The 17,984-nt window shown below is 74.2% G+C and carries 15 protein-coding genes; 7 read left to right on the forward strand and 8 right to left on the reverse strand.

Going from position 1 to position 17,984, the window contains the following annotated elements:
- Window positions 1–11 precede the first annotated feature (11 nt).
- Both LPU61_RS27855 and LPU61_RS27860 read left to right on the forward strand, forming a co-directional pair.
- A complete protein-coding gene (locus LPU61_RS27855) occupies window positions 12–1,403 on the forward strand; it encodes an MFS transporter (RefSeq protein WP_043966278.1) in 1,392 nt (463 codons plus the stop codon).
- A gap of 137 nt (window positions 1,404–1,540) precedes the next feature.
- A complete protein-coding gene (locus LPU61_RS27860; RefSeq protein WP_043966276.1) occupies window positions 1,541–1,951 on the forward strand; it encodes a globin in 411 nt (136 codons plus the stop codon).
- Window positions 1,952–2,000: 49 nt separating this feature from the next.
- Here LPU61_RS27860 and LPU61_RS27865 read toward each other — a convergent pair whose 3' ends face one another.
- The 4 genes from LPU61_RS27865 to ettA all read right to left on the reverse strand — a co-directional run bounded on the left by LPU61_RS27865 (window position 2,001) and on the right by ettA (window position 5,636).
- The gene (locus LPU61_RS27865; protein ID WP_043966274.1) at window positions 2,001–2,585 is read right to left on the reverse strand and encodes a YbjN domain-containing protein; all 585 of its coding nucleotides are present in this window, start codon (window positions 2,583–2,585) and stop codon (window positions 2,001–2,003) included.
- 131 nt (window positions 2,586–2,716) lie between these two features.
- Window positions 2,717–3,430, reverse strand: a complete 714-nt coding sequence (locus tag LPU61_RS27870) for a hypothetical protein (RefSeq protein ID WP_229406700.1) — start codon at window positions 3,428–3,430, stop codon at window positions 2,717–2,719.
- A gap of 71 nt (window positions 3,431–3,501) precedes the next feature.
- On the reverse strand, window positions 3,502–3,957 hold the full coding sequence (locus tag LPU61_RS27875) for a thioesterase family protein (protein ID WP_043966271.1): 456 nt from the start codon (window positions 3,955–3,957) through the stop codon (window positions 3,502–3,504).
- Window positions 3,958–3,959: 2 nt separating this feature from the next.
- Window positions 3,960–5,636: an energy-dependent translational throttle protein EttA gene (gene ettA, locus LPU61_RS27880; RefSeq protein WP_043966269.1), complete on the reverse strand. Its 1,677-nt coding sequence runs from the start codon at window positions 5,634–5,636 to the stop codon at window positions 3,960–3,962.
- A 214-nt stretch (window positions 5,637–5,850) separates the two neighbouring features.
- On the opposite strand from ettA, the gene LPU61_RS27885 reads away from it, so the two are divergent.
- From LPU61_RS27885 to otsB, 4 genes are all read left to right on the forward strand, one after another.
- Window positions 5,851–6,129, forward strand: a complete 279-nt coding sequence (locus LPU61_RS27885; RefSeq protein ID WP_043966268.1) for a hypothetical protein — start codon at window positions 5,851–5,853, stop codon at window positions 6,127–6,129.
- On the forward strand, window positions 6,126–6,512 hold the full coding sequence (locus LPU61_RS27890) for a hypothetical protein (protein WP_052503876.1): 387 nt from the start codon (window positions 6,126–6,128) through the stop codon (window positions 6,510–6,512). Before LPU61_RS27885 ends, LPU61_RS27890 begins: the two co-directional genes overlap by 4 nt.
- Window positions 6,513–6,653: 141 nt before the next feature.
- Complete coding sequence (locus LPU61_RS27895; protein WP_229406652.1) at window positions 6,654–8,054, forward strand: trehalose-6-phosphate synthase; 1,401 nt, start codon at window positions 6,654–6,656, stop codon at window positions 8,052–8,054.
- Complete coding sequence (gene otsB / locus LPU61_RS27900) at window positions 8,051–10,657, forward strand: trehalose-phosphatase (RefSeq protein WP_043966264.1); 2,607 nt, start codon at window positions 8,051–8,053, stop codon at window positions 10,655–10,657. The genes LPU61_RS27895 and otsB overlap by 4 nt, the downstream gene beginning before the upstream one ends.
- Window positions 10,658–10,777: 120 nt before the next feature.
- On the opposite strand, the gene cobA is transcribed toward otsB, so the two are convergent.
- The 3 genes from cobA to cobC are packed head-to-tail and all read right to left on the reverse strand — an operon-like array spanning window position 10,778 to window position 14,288.
- Entirely contained in the window at window positions 10,778–12,022 is a 1,245-nt protein-coding gene (cobA, locus tag LPU61_RS27905; RefSeq protein WP_229406653.1) for a uroporphyrinogen-III C-methyltransferase, read from the reverse strand.
- A complete protein-coding gene (gene cobT / locus LPU61_RS27910; protein WP_043966643.1) occupies window positions 12,019–13,125 on the reverse strand; it encodes a nicotinate-nucleotide--dimethylbenzimidazole phosphoribosyltransferase in 1,107 nt (368 codons plus the stop codon). Before cobT ends, cobA begins: the two co-directional genes overlap by 4 nt.
- Entirely contained in the window at window positions 13,125–14,288 is a 1,164-nt protein-coding gene (gene cobC, locus LPU61_RS27915) for an Rv2231c family pyridoxal phosphate-dependent protein CobC (protein WP_043966259.1), read from the reverse strand. The genes cobT and cobC overlap by 1 nt, the downstream gene beginning before the upstream one ends.
- Window positions 14,289–14,409: 121 nt before the next feature.
- On the opposite strand from cobC, the gene LPU61_RS27920 reads away from it, so the two are divergent.
- A complete protein-coding gene (locus LPU61_RS27920) occupies window positions 14,410–16,542 on the forward strand; it encodes a transglycosylase domain-containing protein (protein WP_043966257.1) in 2,133 nt (710 codons plus the stop codon).
- A gap of 10 nt (window positions 16,543–16,552) precedes the next feature.
- On the opposite strand, the gene LPU61_RS27925 is transcribed toward LPU61_RS27920, so the two are convergent.
- A complete protein-coding gene (locus tag LPU61_RS27925) occupies window positions 16,553–17,944 on the reverse strand; it encodes a cobyrinate a,c-diamide synthase (RefSeq protein ID WP_229406654.1) in 1,392 nt (463 codons plus the stop codon).
- Window positions 17,945–17,984 lie beyond the last annotated feature (40 nt).

Here is a 17,984-nt window from a genome sequence, read left to right on the forward strand (position 1 = left end):
CCGTGGGAACGATGGAGGCCACGGTGTCCGACGAGCGACCCTCCCAGGAAGGGCCGGCCACCTTCCGCGAGGTGTTCGCCCAACGGGAGTACAGGGCGGTCTTCACCGCCAGCGCGCTCTCCTGGATCGGCGACTTCATCGCCAAGGCCGCGGTCACGGTGCTGGTCTACCGCGAGACGCAGTCCGTGGGCTATTCCGCCGCCGCGTTCGCGGTCAGCTTCCTGCCCTGGCTGATCGGCGGCCCGCTGCTGGCCACGCTGGCCGAGCGCTACCGCTACCGCTCGGTGATGGTGGCGTGCGACCTGATCCGCATGGCCCTGATGGTGCTGGTCGCCCTCCCGGGCAACGAGCCGTGGCTGATCCTCTGCCTGCTCTTCGCGACCACCCTGGCCAACCCGCCCAGCCAGGCCGCCCGGTCCGCGCTGATGCCGCTCATCCTGACCGGCGACCGGCTGGTGGTCGGGCTCTCGCTCAACAGCAGCACCGGCCAGGCCGCCCAGGTGCTCGGCTACCTCATCGGCGCGGCCCTCGCCGCGTTCGACCCGACCCTCGCCCTGCTGGTCAACGCGGCCACGTTCGCCCTCTCGGCGGCCCTGGTCCGCTTCGGCGTCCAGGACCGGCCGCCGGCGATGACCAGTGCCCACCGCAGCCACCTGCTGCGGGAGACGGGCGACGGCTTCCGGATCGTCTTCGGCACCCCGGTGCTGCGGGCGATCGCCCTGCTGGTCTTCAGCGCCATGCTCTTCTCCATCGTGCCGGAGGGGCTGGCCGCCGCCTGGGCCCGCGAGGGCGTCGACGACGGCATGGACAGCGGCGTCGCCCAGGCCGTGATCATGGCCGCCAACCCGGTCGGTTTCATCCTGGGCGGGCTGCTGGTCAGCCGGGCGGTCGCCCCGGCCCGCCGGCTCGTGCTGATCCGGCCGCTGGCGGTGCTCGCCCCGCTCGTCCTGGTGCCGTCGCTGCTCGACCCGCCGCCGCTGGTGGTGGCGCTGCTCGCCGGCCTGTGCGGCTTCGCGGTCGCCGGGCTGCTCCCGGTCGCCAACGGCCTCTTCGTCCGCGCGCTGCCCAACGGCTACCGGGCCCGGGCGTTCGGCGTGATGGCCACCGGGGTCCAGGTGATCCAGGGCCTCGCGGTGCTGGCCACCGGCCTGCTCGCCGAGCGCTTCCCGATCCCGGTGGTGGTCGGGGGGTGGAGCGCGGCCGGCGTGGTGCTGATGCTGCTCACCGCCGCGGCGTGGCCGACGCGGGCGGCGATCGACACGGCGGTCGAGGCCGCCGGCAACGCGGGCTCGCCGGCCCCGGCCGGGGGCGGCGAGCCTCGACCCCGGCCGGCCGCCGCGGGCGGCGGACACGAGGGTGGCACGCCGGGCGAGCGCGGCCGGGCCAGCCAGGCGGTGAGCTGACCCACCCGGGGGCCGCCGTCGCGGGCCGCCCGACTCCCCTCGCCGGCCGGACCGCCACCGCCCCGCTGTGACGAGGTCGGCAGCGCACGGGCCGGTTGGCCCCCGCCGGCTCCAGCCACACCTGGCAGGATGGAGCGGTGAATCCCACCGGTGAGTCCGAGCGTGCCGTGACCCTCTTCGAAGCGGTCGGCGGCGAACCCACCTTCCGCAAGCTGGTGGACGAGTTCTATGCCGGCGTCGCCACCGATCCGCTGCTGCGGCCGATGTATCCGGAGGCGGATCTAGGCCCGGCCGCGGACCGGCTGACGCTGTTCCTCATGCAGTACTGGGGCGGCCCCAACACCTACTCCGCCCAGCGGGGGCACCCCCGGCTGCGGATGCGGCACGCCCCGTTCCGCATCGGTGCCGCCGAGCGCGACGCCTGGCTGCACCACATGCGACGGGCCGTGGACCGGCTGGATCTGCCGCCGGAGATCGCCACCGCGCTCTGGGACTACCTGGAGCGGGCCGCCTACTTCATGGTCAACGTCATGGAGGACCCGGCCTGACGCGGTCCCGCCCGGGTCGCCGGCGGCGGCCCGGGCGGGATCGTACGGGTCAGAGCAGGGCGCCCTCGTCGTGCAGCCAGTCCACGAAGGTGGTGGCCACCGCGGCCCCGCAGTCGAGCATCTCCACCAGCAGCGCGTCGTGCGCCCCGGCGCCGAGCGGCACCTGGAGCTCCGCGTAGATCGGCAACTGCCCCCGCTCGGTGGGGTCGCCGATGTAGGCCTTGCAGAACCGTCGGGTGTGGTTCCACTCGTTGACCACCCGGTAGGCCCGGTCGGCCCAGTCGGGTGGGACCGTGGCGTGCGGGCGGGCCCGCATCACCAGGATTTCGTCCTCGGGACCCTCCAGGGTGACCAGCACCGCGTGCCGCTCCCACATGGCCAGCAGGTTGCCGTCGCCGTCGGCCAGGTAGCGCACGTCCAGCAGGTCGAGCGCGTCGCAGACCCGGCGAAGGGTGACCGGCGCGATGGTGGCCGACATGTCGGCGATCATCGGCCGATCGACGGACGGGCAGTCGTCGCCCGGTTGACGTGGGGCCGGTGGTCCGACCCGGACGGTGCTGTCCACTGTGATCCCGCTTCGAGTTTCCGGTTCGCCGCCAACGGCGGGACCGGGGCGCCATGACCACCACGGCATCGCTCGCGCACCTCACTCCCCAGCGGATCCAGCCGCCTACGGTGCGTTGGATCCGAGGATGGACGGTACCCGGACAGCCGGGTTGTGGCATCCCCCCAACGACAGCCCCAGGCCAGAAGAATGACCGCCGGTCATACTTTCGGATGAGCCCCGAGCGGCGTAACGACAAGATCCGCGACCTTCTGCGACCACACGGCTCCGTATGGTCCCACCAGGCCGACCCATCGGCCGGCCATCCTTACCTGAACGTCACCGCCGCCGGCCCCCGCACCGGGGCTCGCGGCGGCCCCGGCGGCGTTGCCGGGGCGGCCCAGGAAGCCCATCCGCACCAGCCCCTGGACCAGCCGCTGGGCGACCTCGACCGGGGGGCCGGGCGGGTCGTCCGGGGTGACCACCACCGCGACGTGGTCGAGCAGGGCGTCGCGCAGCGCCCGCTGCCCCACCGCCCGGCCGGCCACCCCGTGCGCGGCGGCGTCCCGCAGCGTGCCGGCCGCCGCCTCCGCGATCCGCCACAGTTCCCCGGCGGGCAGCAGCTCCACCGACCGGCTCGCCGGCGGCGGCAGCGGCCAACGCCACTGCGCGTCCCGCCGCGCGGGCAGGTCGCCCGCGCCGGACGACAGCGCGGCCAGCAGCTCCCGGGCGGCCACCGTGACGTCACCGCACCCCGGCCCGGCCACGGTCCGGACGGCCAGCACGCCCCACGGCAGCCGGGCCCAGAGGGCCGTCCGGCCGCCCGCCGCGCCCGGCCCGCCCACCGGCGTGGCCGAACGCAGCCGGACCGGCGCGGCCGGGTCGAGCCGGACCAGCCGGGCCAGGAACGCGCCCGCGTCGGCCACCCCGGTCAGCCCGTGCCCGCCGGCCGGAGCGGGGTCCGTGCCGGCCGGGCCGGGGCGCTGCGGGCGCGCCGGGGCGTCGCTCACGCCGGCCTCCCGGCCGCGCCGCCGGGGGCGTACGACAGCAGGAAGGCCCGCTCCTCGTCGGTGATCCGCCGGGGCCGCTGGGCGGCCAGGTCGAACGGGACCAGCACCGAGCGGGCGGTGCTGGCGAGGGTGTCGCCGTCGTACAGCTCGTAGGCGACGGTGAACCGGGACGCCCGGATCTCCTCCACCCACAGCTCGATCCGGACGGTGGGGGCGGCCTCCGCCGTGGCCCGGCCGAGCGCGTAGTCGACCGGGCGCAGGTAGTCGACCTCGTGCCGGCGGATGACGACCCCGTCGGCGAACGAGCCGACGCCCCACGCCTTGCCGCCGGCGAACATCAACGCCACCCGCGCCTCCTCGTAGAGGGTGAGGAAGCGCGAGTTGTTGATGTGGCCGTACGCGTCCAGGTCGGACCAGCGCAGCGTGCAGTGGTAGACGAAGCGGTCCGCCATGCTCAGTCGCGGGTGAGCTTGCGGTAGGTCACCCGGTGCGGGCGGGCCGCCTCGGCGCCGAGCCGGTCGACCTTGTTCTTCTCGTACGCCTCGAAGTTGCCCTCGAACCAGAACCACTTCGCCGGGTTCTCGTCGTCGCCCTCCCAGGCCAGGATGTGCGTGGCGACCCGGTCGAGGAACATCCGGTCGTGGGAGATGACCACGGCGCAGCCGGGGAACTCCAGCAGCGCGTTCTCCAGGCTGGAGAGGGTCTCGACGTCGAGGTCGTTGGTCGGCTCGTCGAGCAGGATGACGTTGCCACCGATCTTGAGCGTCAGCGCCAGGTTGAGCCGGTTGCGCTCGCCGCCGGAGAGCACCTTGGTCGGCTTCTGCTGGTCGGGGCCCTTGAACCCGAACGCCGCGATGTACGCCCGCGACGGCATCTCGACCTTGCCCACCATGAGGTGGTCGAGCCCGTCGGAGACGACCTCCCAGACCGTCTTGTCGCCGGCCAGGCCCTGCCGGTTCTGGTCGACGTAGGACAGCGAGACCGTGGGGCCGACCTTGACCTCGCCGCCGGTGGGCTGCTCCAGCCCGACGATGGTCTTGAACAGGGTGGTCTTGCCGACACCGTTGGGGCCGATGATGCCGACGATGCCGTTGCGCGGCAGCGAGAACGACAGGTTGTCGATGAGGATCCGGTCGCCGAAGCCCTTGGTCAGGTTGTGCGCCTCGATGACGGTGCTGCCCAGCCGCGGGCCCGGCGGGATCTGGATCTCCTCGAAGTCCAGCTTCCGGGTCTTCTCCGCCTCGGCGGCCATCTCGTCGTAGCGGTCGAGGCGGGCCTTGGACTTGGTCTGCCGCGCCTTGGCGTTGGAGCGGACCCACTCCAGTTCCTCGGAGAGGCGCTTCTTCATCTTGGCGTCGCGGCGGCCCTCGACGGAGAGCCGGGCGGCCTTCTTCTCCAGGTAGGTGGAGTAGTTGCCCTCGTAGCCGATGGCCCGGCCCCGGTCCAGCTCCAGGATCCAGCCGGCCACGTTGTCGAGGAAGTAGCGGTCGTGGGTGATGGCCAGGACGGTGCCGGCGTACTTCGCGAGGTGCTGCTCCAGCCACTGCACGCTCTCGGCGTCCAGGTGGTTGGTGGGCTCGTCGAGCAGCAGCAGGTCGGGCGCCTCCAGCAGCAGCTTGCACAGCGCCACGCGGCGGCGCTCGCCGCCGGAGAGCTGGGTCACGTCGGCGTCCGGCGGCGGGCAGCGCAGCGCGTCCATGGCCAGTTCGAGCTTGGAGTCGATGTCCCAGGCGTCGGCGGCGTCCAGCTCCTCCTGGAGCTTGCCCATCTCCTCCATCAGCTCGTCGGAGTAGTCCGTCGCCATCTGCTCGGCGATCTTGTTGAACCGCTCCAGCTTCGACTTGATCTCGGCGACCGCCTCCTCGACGTTGCCGAGGACGGTCTTCGCGTCGTTGAGCGGCGGCTCCTGGGCGAGCAGGCCGACGGTGTAGCCGGGCATGAGCCGGGCCTCGCCGTTGCTCGGCCGGTCGAGCCCTGCCATGATCTTGAGGAGGCTGGACTTACCGGCACCGTTCGGGCCGACCACACCGATCTTGGCCCCCGGCAGGAAGTTCAGCGTCACGTTGTCCAGCACGACCTTGTCGCCGTGCGCCTTGCGCGCCTTTTCCAGGACGTAGATGAACTGGGCCACGGTGCGGGCTACCTCCGTTGATTGCTGGTCTCGACGCGTCGGGATGCGGGCGCGGGCTCGGGGGCCCCTCGCCGCCGCCGGCCGGGGGCCGGCCACGACGCACGCCATCGTCAATCCTGACAGGTACGCCGGGCTGCGCCCACATCACCCCGCCCGGCGACCACCCCGGCGCGCCTCCTTGCCCCGCCCGGTATAACCGGATAGCTTTCGCGGTATGACCAAGAAGATCGCCATCAGCGTTCCCGACGACGTGGCGGAGCGGCTGGCCGAGGAGCCGAACGTCTCGGCGTTCATCACCGAGAGCGTCCGGCAGCGGATGGCCGGGGAACGCACCCGTCGGGCCCTGCGGCAGGTCGGCTTCCGGTTGACCGAGGCGGGTCTCACCGAAGCCGGGCAGCGGCTCGACGAGGCGCAGGCGAAGATCACGCCCGAACTGCGGGCCAAGGCGGCGGCGCTGCTGGGCGAGGCGTCGCGCGGACGGCTGGCCTCGTGAGCGAGGCCGGCCTGGTGCTCGACACCTCCTGCCTGCTCGCCTATTCCGAAGGGACCGAGGCGGTCGGCGAGCAGATCGCCAAGGTCGCGGACAAGCTCCAGGTCGTGGTCGTCCCCGCCCTCTGCCTGGCCGCCGCGTACCGGCAGGTGACCAGCGACGGCTGGCCGCTCCTGGACATCCTCGGCGACCTCGAACAGGTGGTCGTCACTCCCGTCGAGCACGACATGTGCGCGATCCTCGGCGGCTGGTCGCGAACCCTGGGGAGCATGGACCTGGCGCAGGCGGCGATGGAGGCCGCCCGGGCGACGACGCCGATCATGACGGACCGGCGCGAGGTGCTGGGCGAGGTGCTGCCGAAGGAGTGGCCGATCATCGATCTGTGAGCCGGGCGGCCGACGTGATCACCTTCACGGTTCGGCCAGCGTGGGACGGGTAGGTAACTCCGGCACGGGGCCCCAGACGCCGCAGCTACGCTCAGTACGCTCAATCGCGGTGGACCCGTCAGCACCCGGAGGTGGCCGAACGTGACCGTCCGTAGTTCCTTTGTCGTAGTGGCGAACCGACTACCGGTCGACGAGGTGAACACCCCCGAGGGGCGGCAGTGGCGACGCAGCCCCGGTGGCCTCGTGACCGCCCTGCACCCCGTCCTCGCCGAGCACCAGGGGACGTGGGTCGGCTGGGCCGGCGGCACCGGCCCCGCCCCCGAGCCGTTCGACCTGGAGGGCATCCGGCTGCACCCGGTGCCGCTGAGCGCCGACGAGCTGGAGCGCTACTACGAGGGCCAGTCGAACGCGACAATCTGGCCGCTCTATCACGACGCGGTGGAGACACCGGCGTACAAGCGGCGCTGGCGCGAGGCGTACCGGCTGGTCAACGCGCGGTTCGCGGAGGCCGCGGCGGAGGTCGCGGCCGAGGGGGCGACGGTCTGGGTGCAGGACTACCAGCTCCAGCTCGTGCCCGCGATGCTCCGCGAGCTGCGCCCCGACCTGCGGATCGGGTTCTTCCTGCACATCCCGTTCCCACCGATCGAGCTGTTCATGCAGATGCCGTTCCGCACCGAGATCCTGCGCGGGCTGCTCGGCGCGGACCTGATCGGTTTCCAGCAGCGGCTCGCGGCGCAGAACTTCGTCCGGCTGGCCCGGCACCTGCTCGGGTTGCGCTACGAGGGGCAGATGATCCAGGTCGACGGCCGGCAGGTGAAGGCGGGCGCGTTCCCCATCTCGATCGACACCAGGGAGATGGAGCGGCTGGCCGAGGACCCGGCGATCCAGTCCCGGGCCAAGCAGATCCGCGAGGAGCTGGGCAACCCCCGGACGATCATCCTGGGCGTCGACCGGCTCGACTACACGAAGGGCATCGAGCTCCGGCTCAAGGCTTTCCGCGAACTTCTTGCTGACGGAAAGTTGACAGTTCCGGACGCGGTTATGGTGCAGGTGGCGACGCCGAGCCGCGAACGGGTGGAGCACTACCAGGCCCTACGGGTCAAGGTCGAGCGCGAGGTTGGCCGGATTAATGGCGAATTCGGCAGGGTCGGCGTGCCGGCGGTGCATTATCTGCATCAGTCGTACAGTCGCAGTGAGTTGGCGGCGATGTACGTGGCCGCCGATGTGATGATGGTGACCCCGCTGCGAGACGGAATGAATCTGGTGGCCAAGGAGTACGTGGCATCGCGCGCCGACCAGGGCGGCGCGCTCGTGCTCAGTGAGTTCGCCGGCGCCGCGACAGAGCTGCGCCAGGCGTTTCTGTGTAACCCGCACGACCCGGACGCGGTCAAGGACGCGTTGCTCAAGGCCGTGCACGTGGAGAAGCCCGAGGCCCGCCGCCGCATGCGGGTCATGCAGCGCCACCTGCGTACCCACGACGTGGGGCACTGGGCGAAGTCGTTCCTCACCGAGCTCGGTGTGCCTGATACGGAGGTTGCGTGAACACGTCCGTCCACGACGGGGCGGCCCCGGCCGCGGGAGTGCTGGATCCGGAGCTGCGGGCGGCCATCGGGCGGATAGCCCGGGTCCCGCAGCTCCTGGTCGCCTGTGACTACGACGGCACCCTCGCGCCGATCGTGGAGGACCCGAGCAAGGCCGTGCCACTGCCCGAGTCGGTCGCCGCCGTCCGGGCGCTCGCCGCGCTGCCGCAGACCACCGTCGCCGTGGTCTCCGGCCGGGCGCTGCGCGACCTGGCCGCGCTCTCCCGGCTGCCCAGCGAGGTCCACCTCGTCGGCAGCCACGGCTCCGAGTTCGACATCGGCTTCGTCGAGCGGCTCTCCCCCGAGCTGATCGCCGTGCGCACCCGGCTGCGCGACGCGCTGCGCGAGATCGCCAACGCCCACCCGGGCGTCCGGCTGGAGCGCAAGCCCGCCAGCGTCGCCGTGCACACCCGTGGGGTGGACCCGCAGGTCGCCGCCGCCGCCGTCGACGCGGTCCGCTCCGGCCCCGCCACCTGGGACGGCGTCACCGTCACCCAGGGCAAGGAGGTCATCGAGCTGTCCGTGGTGGCGACCCACAAGGGCACCGCCGTCGACCAGCTCCGCACCCAGCTCTCGGCCAGCGCCGTGCTGTTCATCGGCGACGACGTCACCGACGAGAACGCGTTCGGCAACCTGCACGGCCCCGACATGGGCATCAAGATCGGCCTCGGCGAGACGAAGGCCGACTACCGGGTCGGCGAGCCCATCGAGGCCGCCCGCGCGCTGGGCCTGCTGCTGGAGACCCGACGGCACTGGCTGTTCGGGGAGCGCGCCGTCCCGATCGAGCGGCACTCGATGCTCGCCAACGGGCGTACGGTCGCGTTGCTCACCCCCGAGGCCAAGGTCACCTGGCTCTGCCACCCCAAGCCCGACTCGGCGGCGATCTTCGCCGACCTGGTCGGCGGCAGCCCGGCGGGGCACTTCAGCGTCGCCCCCGAGCGCGGCGGCATCCCGCTGGGCCAGCGCTACCGCTCCGGCACGATGACGGTGGAGACCCGCTGGTCGGGCCTCACCGTCACCGACTGGCTGGACAAGCCGGCCCGGGAGACCACCCCCGACGGCCCGGCGGTCGTCACCGGCGACTCCGCCCTGGTGCGGGTGCTCACCGGCTCCGGCAAGGTCCGGGTGGAGTTCGCCCCCCGGCCCGAGTTCGGCCAGGTCGCCACGCAGCTCCAGCCGGTCGGCGACGGGCTGCTGGTGCTCGGCTCCAACGAGCCGATCGCGCTCTACTCCCCCGGGGTCGAGTGGCAGGTCGACAACGACGGCGGGTACGAGACGGCGAAGGCCGTCGTCGACCTGTCCGCCGCCGGCGGGCAGGTGGTGCTGGAGCTGCGCTTCGGCACGCACAGCCTGGAGCACCACCGGCTGACGGTCCACGAGCGGCAGGCCGCCGCCGAGCAGCCGTGGAAGGACTGGGTGGCCTCGCTGCGGCTGCCCACCACCGCCCGGGACCTGGTCGCCCGCAGCGCGCTGACCCTGCGCGGCCTCTGCCACGAGGCCACCGGCTCGATCCTCGCGGCGGCGACCACCTCGCTGCCCGAGGAGCTGGGCGGCGTGCGCAACTGGGACTACCGCTACTGCTGGCTGCGCGACGCGGCGATGACCGCGCGGGCGCTGGTCGACCTCGGCTCCACCGAGGAGGCCGAGGGGCTGCTGCGCTGGGTGGACGGCTGCATCGAACGCACCGGCGGGCACCCCGAGCGGCTGCACCCGCTCTACACCGTCGACGGGTACGAGCTGGGCGCCGAGGCGGTCATCGACACCCTGCCCGGCTACGCCGGCTCCCGGCCGGTGCGGGTCGGCAACCTCGCCAACCACCAGCTCCAGCTCGACGTGTTCGGCCCGATCGCCGACCTCATCGCCGCCGTCGCCGACGCCCGGGGCTCCGTCCGCGAGGACGAGTGGCGGGTGCTGGAGAACATGGTCGAGGCGGTCCGCCGCCGCTGGCACGAGCCCGACCACGGCATCTGGGAGGCCCGCCTCCCCCCGCGGCACCACATCTTCTCGAAGGTGATGTGCTGGATGACCGTCGACCGGGCGCTGCACGTGGTGCGGCAGCACGGCGGCGAGGACCGGCCCGAGTGGGTGGAGCTGCGCGACCGGATCGGCGCGAACGTGCTGGAGTACGGCTGGCACGCCGACGTGGAGGCCTACAGCGTCGCGTACGGCGACGAGGACATGGACGCCTCCTCGCTGTGGATCGGCCTGTCGGGCCTGCTCCCCGGCGACGACCCGCGCTTCCTGTCCACCGTGCTGCGCATCGAGGCCGACCTGCGCAGCGGCCCGGTCGTCTACCGCTACCACTGGGACGACGGCCTGCCCGGGCGCGAGGGCGGCTTCCACATCTGCACGGCGTGGCTGATCGAGGCGTACCTGCGCACCGGCCGCCGCACCGACGCGGAGGAGCTGTTCGCCCAGATGGTCGACACGGCGGGCCCGACGGGGCTGCTCCCCGAGCAGTACGACCCGCTGGCCGAGCGCGGGCTGGGCAACCACCCGCAGGCGTACAGCCACCTCGGCCTGATCCGCTGCGCCCTGCTGCTGGACAACATGCTCAAGCAGTGACCGAGGTGTAAGGAAGGGCCCCCTGTCAACGCGTTCCGCATAGCAGGGGGCCCTTCTTAACGCCCGATCTCGTGGGGCCGGCACGGGTGGGGCAGCGCCGGGCGGGCGGCGGGCGGGGTCTCAGCCGTCGAGCGCGCCGACCACGTCGCCGACCACCACGACCGCCGGGGGGCGCAGGCCCGCCGCGACCACGTCGGCGGCCACCGCCCCGAGCGTCGAGCGCAGGCTGCGCTGGTCGCCGGTCGTGCCCTCCTGCACCACCGCGACCGGCGTGTCCGCGGGCCGCCCGTGCCCGATCAGCGTCCCGGTGATCGCGGCGAGGTTCTTCAGCCCCATCAGGATCACCAGCGTGCCGCGCAGCCCCGCGAGGGCGTCCCAGCGCACCAGCGAGGCCGGCGAGTCGGGCGCGACGTGCCCGGAGACCACGGTGAACTCGTGCGCCACCGCGCGGTGGGTGACGGGGACGCCCGCCGCCGCCGGGGCGGCGATCGAGCTGGTCACCCCGGGGACCACGGTCACCGGCACCCCGGCCGCCGCGCAGGCCAGCAGCTCCTCGCCGCCCCGACCGAAGACGTACGGGTCGCCGCCCTTGAGCCGCACCACGAACGCCCCGGCCAGGGCCCGGTCGACGAGGATCCGGTTGATCTCCTCCTGGGCCCGCGACGGCCCGTACGGGATCTTGGAGGCGTCCACCAGCTCGACGCCCGTGCGCAGCTCGTCGAGCAGCAGCCCCGGCACGAGGCGGTCGGCGACCACCACGTCGGCCTCGGTGAGCAGCCGCCACCCCTTCACGGTGATCAGCTCCGGGTCGCCCGGCCCGGCCCCGACGAGCGCCACCCGCCCGCGCCCGGCGGCAGCGTTGTCAACAGGGGGCCCTTCCGCTACCGAATCCGTTGACAGGGGGCCTTTCCTTGCGCCGAGGAGGTCGCGGACGGCGTCGCGGACCGTCATGGCGCGGCGGGGGTCGCCGCCGCCGAGGACGGCGACCGTCACCGGGCCGTGCCGGGTGACGGCCGGCGTCCACGCGGTGGCGGCGGCCCGGTCGTCGGCCCGGACGCAGAAGATCCGCCGCTCGGCGGCGGCGGCGCTGACCGCCGCGGCGGCCACCGGGTCGTCGACGGCCGCCTGCACCAGCCAGGCCCCGTCCAGGTCGTCGGGGGCGAAGCGGCGCGGCTCCCAGTGCAGCCGGCCGGCGTCGACGTGGGCGCGCAGCGCGGGGGTCAGCTCCGGCGAGACCAGCAGGACGTCCGCGCCGGCGTCGAGCAGCGCCGGCACCCGCCGGGTGGCCACCGCTCCCCCGCCCACCACGACCACCCGCCGGCCCGCCAGGCGCAGACCCAGGGGGTACGGGTTCGGGGCGCTCACTTCTCGGCCACCCCCGCCGAGTCGAACGTGGCCACCTCGTGCAGCACCCGGACCGCGCCGGTGACCACGGGCAGGGCCAGCAGCGCGCCGGTGCCCTCGCCGAGGCGCAGCCCGAGGTCGATGAGCGGGTCGAGCCCGAGGTGGCGCAGCCCCGCCGTGGCCCCCGGCTCGGCGGAGCGGTGCCCGGCGACCAGCGCGCCGACCGCGTCCGGGGCGAACGCGACGGCGGCGAGCGCGGCGCTGACCGCGATCACCCCGTCGAGCAGCACCGGCACCCGGCGGGCGGCGGCGCCGAGGATCAGCCCGGCCAGGGCGGCGTGCTCCAGGCCGCCGACGGCGGCGAGGACGCCCAGCGGGTCCGCCGGGTCGGGGGCGTGCCGGGCCAGCGCCGCCCGCACCACCCCGATCTTGCGGGCGTACGTGGGGTCGTCCACGCCGGTGCCCCGGCCGGTCGCCTCGGCGGGGTCGACGCCGGTGAACGCGGCGACCAGGGCGGCGGCCGGGGTGGTGTTGCCGATGCCCATGTCGCCGGTGAGCAGGATGCCCGCCCCGGCGTCGATCAGCTCGCGGGCGATGCGGATGCCGGTCTCCACGGCGGCGAGCGCCTCGTCGCGGGTGAGGGCGGCGGTGACGGCGAGGTCGCGGGTGCCGGGGCGTACGTTCGCCGCCACGAGGCGGGGCGTCCTCGTGGAGCGCCCCGCGGGGTCGCCGGGCGGACCGTCCGCCTGGGCGGGGACGGCTGGCGGCAGCGGGGTGGCGACGCCGACGTCGACGACGGTGACCGAGGCGCCGGCCTGCCGGGCGAACGCGTTGACCACCGCGCCGCCGGCCAGGAAGTTGCCGATCATCTGCGCGGTGACCTCCTGCGGCCAGGGGGTCACCCCCTGGGCGTGCACGCCGTGGTCGCCCGCGAAGATCGCCACGGCGGCCGGCTCGGGCAGCGGCGGCGGGCAGGAGCGGGCCAGGCCGGCGAGCCGCACCGAGAGCTCCTCCAGGACGCCGAGCGAGCCGGCCGGCTTGGTGAGCCGGCCGTGCAGCTCACCGGCGGCGACCATCGCCGGCTCGTCGAGCGGCCGGATCGCCGCGATGGTGGTGTGCAGCATCATGCCTCCAGGATCTCCGCCAGCACCTGGGCGAAGGTGTCGGTGGTGGCCCGGTCGCGCACGGCCACCCGCAGCCAGTCTGCGCCGAGGCCGGGGAACGTGTCGCCCCGGCGTACCGCCCAGCCGCGCTCGCGCAGGCGTTGCCGCACCCCGGCCGCGCCGGGCAGGTGGACCAGCACGAACGCGCTGGCCGGGCGGCCCGCGACGCGTACGCCGGGCAGGGCCGACAGGCGGGTCACCAGGTGGTCGCGGTCGGCGGCCAGCTCGGCGGCGATGGCGCGCTCGGCCGCGACGGCGGCCGGGGACGCGCAGGCGGTGGCGGCGGCGAGCGCCGGGGTGGAGACCGCCCACAGCGGCTGGGCGGCGGCGAGGCGGGCCAGCAGCGGGGCCTCGCCGAGCAGGTAGCCGATCCGCAGCCCGGCAAGTCCCCAGGTCTTGGTGAGGCTGCGCACGACGACGAGGCCGGGCAGGTCCCGCCGGGCGGCGAGGGACTCGGGCTCGCCGTCGACGCCGGGCGCGGCGGTGGTGTCGGCGAACGCCTCGTCGACGACGAGGACGCGGCCGGGGCGGGCCAACGCGGCGAGGTCGGCGGCCGGGTGCAGCACGGAGGTGGGGTTGGTGGGGTTGCCGACCATGACGAGGTCGGCGTCGGCGGGCACCCGCGCCGGGTCGAGGCGGAAGCCGTCGGCGGGGTCGAGCAGCACCCGCTCGACGGGGTGCCCGGCGGCCCGCAGCGCGGCCTCCGGCTCGGTGAACTGGGGGTGCACGACGACCGGCCGGCGTGCGCCGGTCAGGGCGCGGGCGAGCAGCACGAAGCCCTCGGCGGCCCCGGCGGTGAGCAGCACCTCCTCCGGGGGGCGGCCGTGCCGGGCCGCGACGGCGGCGCGGGCGGGCCGGGGGTCCGGGTACGCGGCCAGCTCGCCCAGGGCTGCGGTGATCGGGTCGGCCAGCCAGTCCGGCATCGGGGCGCGGCGGACGTTGACGGCGAGGTCGACCAGTCCGTCGCCGACCTCGGCGTCCCCGTGGTGGCCGAGGTCGGGACCGCCGGGGGCGGCCCGGTCGGGGCCCGGTCCGTCGGGGCCGGGGCCGGGACGGGGGCCCGCCTCGACGGTGGCGTCCGGCTCGTCCCGGGTGGGTGGTGGCGGCACCAGGTGAGCACGCATGTCCGCGATCCTGCCGGGAAGCCGCCGCGCGGGACAGCGCATCCCGGCGTGGGCCGCGTCACCCGCCGCCGGTTTATGAATTGTTCTCACGGACGAATCGGAAATGTCATAACTTGACCCCGTGAGCAACCGACCCCTTGCCTCCGCTGGTCGTCTCGTCCCTCTCCTGCGCGCCGGGCTGATCGCCGGCATCGTCATCGCCGGCGCGCTCTACCCGCTGGCCGCCGTCACCGGCCTCGGCGCCAAGGCCACCGCGCACGCCGGCGAGCAGAAGGCCGACATCCTGCGCACCGCGCTGCCCGCCGAGACCTCGTACGTGTACGCGCCCGACGGCCGCACCGTGCTGACGATGTTCTACGAGGAGTACCGCCGCTACACGAAACTGTCCGACATGTCCCCGAACATCCAGCAGGCCATCGTGGCCGCCGAGGACAGCCGCTTCTACCAGCACCGGGGCGTCGACCCGAAGGGCGCCGCCCGCGCCTTCGTCGCCAACTCCCGCTCCGGCGGGGTGTCCCAGGGCGCGTCGACCCTCACCATGCAGTTCGTCCGGATGACCCTGCGGGACAGCGCCAAGACCCCGAAGGAGGTCCAGGAGGCCACCCAGCAGACCAGCCTGCGCAAGGTCAAGGAGATGCGGATGGCGATGGACGTCGAGAAGGAGCTGACCAAGGAGCAGATCCTGGAGCGCTACCTCAACTCGGCGTACTTCGGCCACCGGGCGTACGGCATCTACGCCGCCGCGCAGATCTTCTTCTCCAAGACGCCGGCCACCCTCACCCCGGTCGAGGCGGCCACCCTCGCCGGCCTCGTCAAGTCGCCCTCCGAGTACGACCCGGCCAGCTCCGACCAGAAGGACGCCACCGGCCGGCGCAACTACGTGCTGGACCGGATGGCGCAGCTCGGCTACCTCAGCCCGGACGCCGCCAACGCGGCGAAGGCCGAACCGATCCGGCTCAAGCTCACCGACCCGCCGAACGACTGCGCGTCGCTGCCGGCGACGTACCAGACCTGGGGCTTCGCCTGCGACTACCTGAAGAACTGGTGGAGCGCCCAGCCCGCGTTCGGGGAGAACCGGCTGGAACGGATGGACAAGCTGCGCCGCGGCGGCTACCGGATCGTGCTCAGCATCGACCCGAAGATCCAGGCGGCGGCCGAGAAGAACGTCGGGGCCAAGGAGAACACCGGCAGCCCGTTCGCCAACGGCATCGTCGTCGCCGAACCGGGCACCGGGCGGATCAAGGCGATGGCGGTGAACCGCAACTACTCGCTGGACGTCAGCGAGAACGGGCCCAGCTCCAACCCGGAGGCGTCGCCGAAGGTGAAGGCGAACTATCCGAACACGGTGGCGCCCCTGCTCGGCGGCGGCGACCTCCCCGGCTACCAGGCCGGATCGACGTTCAAGATGTTCCCGATGCTGGCCGCGCTCAACGCCGGGATGCCGCTGTCCACCGCGTACGACTCGCCGTACCGGTACCGCTCCGAGGTGTACGACGGGTGGGCCCCGTCCAACGCCAGCGGCGCGATGACCGGCCGGCAGACCATGTGGTCCGGGTTCGGCAAGTCGGTGAACACCTACTTCGTCCAACTGGAGGAGAAGGTCGGTGCGGACGCCGCCGTGCGGCTCGCCGAGCAGCTCGGGCTGCGCTGGCGCACCGACGTCGACCGCGAGCAGGCGTCGCCGACCAAGGCCAAGAAGTGGGGCGCGTTCACCCTGGGCGTCTCCGACGCCACCCCGCTGGAGATGGCGAACGCCTACGCCGCGATCGCCGCCGACGGGCGGTACTGCGAGGCGATGCCCGTCCAGTCCATCAGCCAGCGGGACGGCACCCCGGCCACGTACACGACGGCCGGCGGGATCGAGCGGGAGGTCGCCAAGCCGCGCTGCCGGCAGGTGGTCAGCGCCGACGCGGCCCGCGCCGCCACCGACGCGGCCCGCTGCCCGACCGGCGACACCCCGGCGAAGGGCAGCTGCGGCGGCTGGTCGACCGCCGACAGCGTGCGCGGCACGGTGGGGCGGCCGGTGGCCGGCAAGACGGGTACGACCGACAGCACCCGGTCGGCCTGGTTCGTCGGCTACACACCGGAGCTGGCGGCGGCGAGCTTCATCGCGGACCCGGACAACCCGTTCAACGCGGTCGGCGACGGGCAGTCCCAGATCCCGATCGCGGCGGTGGCAAACACCCTGCGCGACGGGCTGAAGGGTCAGCCCACCCGCCAGTTCACCCCGCCCTCCGACGCCATCGTCGGCTGACCGGCGACGGTCAGGCGGGAGCCACGAGCGTCGCGGCGGCCCGGGCCGCCGCGACGACCCGCGCACCGACCCCGGGCTGCCCGGCCCAGTGCACCATCAGCTGGGAGGCGTGCACGCCCCGCCAGACGAACCCCTCGGGCGCGCCGCCGTCCCAGCTCCACGCCGGGGCCTGCCCGGCCCGGGGGGTGAGCACCGCCCGGTGCTCCTTGTAGCCGACGACCGTCGCACCGGCCGGGGCCAGCACGCTGTCGGTGCGGGCGGTCGCCGACCGGTAGCCGACCACCACGCCGTCGCGGCTGGCGCCCACCGCGTCGAGCACGCCGCACATCGGCAGCCCGTCCAGCTCCCGGGCCAGCCAGAGCAGGCCGGTGCCCTCGGCGAGCACCGGCCGCCCGGTGCGGGCCAGCTCCGCCACCGCGATGCAGAGCCGACGGTTGGCGGAGAGCTGCTCCGCGTACGACTCGGGGAGGCCGCCGCCGACGACCAGCGCGGCCGCCCCGGCGGGCAGCGCCTCGTCGCGCAGCGGGTCGAAGCGGACCACCTCGGCACCGGCCGCGCGCAGCAGCTCGGCCGTCTCGGCGGGGCCGTAGTCGCCGCCCGGCCCGCCGGCCACCGCGATCACCGGGGACGCGCCGGCCGGCACGGGCCCCGACGAATCCGCCGGCTCGGCCGGCTCCGGCGACCAGGGCTCGCCCGGCACCGGCGGGGCCGACCTGGCCAGCGTCAGCAGCCGGTCCAGGTCGAGCGTGGCGGCCACCGCCTCGCCGAGCCGGCGGACCGCCCGCAGCGCGTCGGCGTCGCGGCCGACCACCGGGGCCAGGCCGTGCCGCCGGGCCGGCAGCACCGGAGGCAGCTCGTGGCGGCGCACCGCGCCGTAGACCGGCACGCCGACGTCGTCGAGCGCCTCGCGCAGCATCGCCTCGTGCCGGGGCGAGGCCACCCGGTTGAGGATCACCCCGCCCAGCCAGAGCTGCTCGTCGTACGCCCGGAAGCCGTGCACCAGGGCGGCCACCGACTGCCCCATCGACGCCACGTCGACCACCAGCACCACCGGGCTGCGCAGCGCGATCGCCACGGCGGCGGTGGACTCCGTCTCGGGCTGGCCGGCGACCGAGTCGTACAGCCCCATGGTGCCCTGCACCACGGCGAGCCCGGCACCGGCGGCACCGTGGCCGAACAGCGCCGGGACGCGCTCGGGCCCGACCAGCCGGGCGTCGAGGGTGCGCCCCGGACGGCCGGCGGCGAGCCCCAGGTAGCCGGCGTCGACCTGGTCCGGCCCGACCTTGAACCCGGCGACGTCGAGGCCCCGCTCGGCGAAGGCGGCGAGCAGCCCGAGCGCCACCGCGCTCGTGCCGTGACCCGAGGACGGCGCGCTGAGCACGAGGCGCGGCACGACGGTCATCAGCGACTCCTCCGGCGGGGGTGGTACGCGGCGGAGGTCG

The organism is Micromonospora sp. NBRC 110038 (assembly GCF_020884815.1).
Taxonomy (GTDB): Bacteria; Actinomycetota; Actinomycetes; order Mycobacteriales; family Micromonosporaceae; genus Micromonospora; species Micromonospora haikouensis.

Bases quoted from the DNA above. Each gene is read 5' to 3' on its own strand.
- LPU61_RS27875 (WP_043966271.1), bottom strand. From the start codon at position 3,957: ATGGCGGACCGCTTCGTCTACCACTGCACGCTGCGCTGGTCCGACCTG.
- LPU61_RS27855 (WP_043966278.1), top strand. From the start codon at position 12: ATGGAGGCCACGGTGTCCGACGAGCGACCCTCCCAGGAAGGGCCGGCC.
- LPU61_RS27925 (WP_229406654.1), bottom strand. From the start codon at position 17,944: ATGACCGTCGTGCCGCGCCTCGTGCTCAGCGCGCCGTCCTCGGGTCAC.
- cobC (WP_043966259.1), bottom strand. From the start codon at position 14,288: ATGCGTGCTCACCTGGTGCCGCCACCACCCACCCGGGACGAGCCGGAC.
- LPU61_RS27865 (WP_043966274.1), bottom strand. From the start codon at position 2,585: ATGCCGTGGTGGTCATGGCGCCCCGGTCCCGCCGTTGGCGGCGAACCG.
- cobT (WP_043966643.1), bottom strand. From the start codon at position 13,125: ATGCTGCACACCACCATCGCGGCGATCCGGCCGCTCGACGAGCCGGCG.
- LPU61_RS27885 (WP_043966268.1), top strand. From the start codon at position 5,851: ATGACCAAGAAGATCGCCATCAGCGTTCCCGACGACGTGGCGGAGCGG.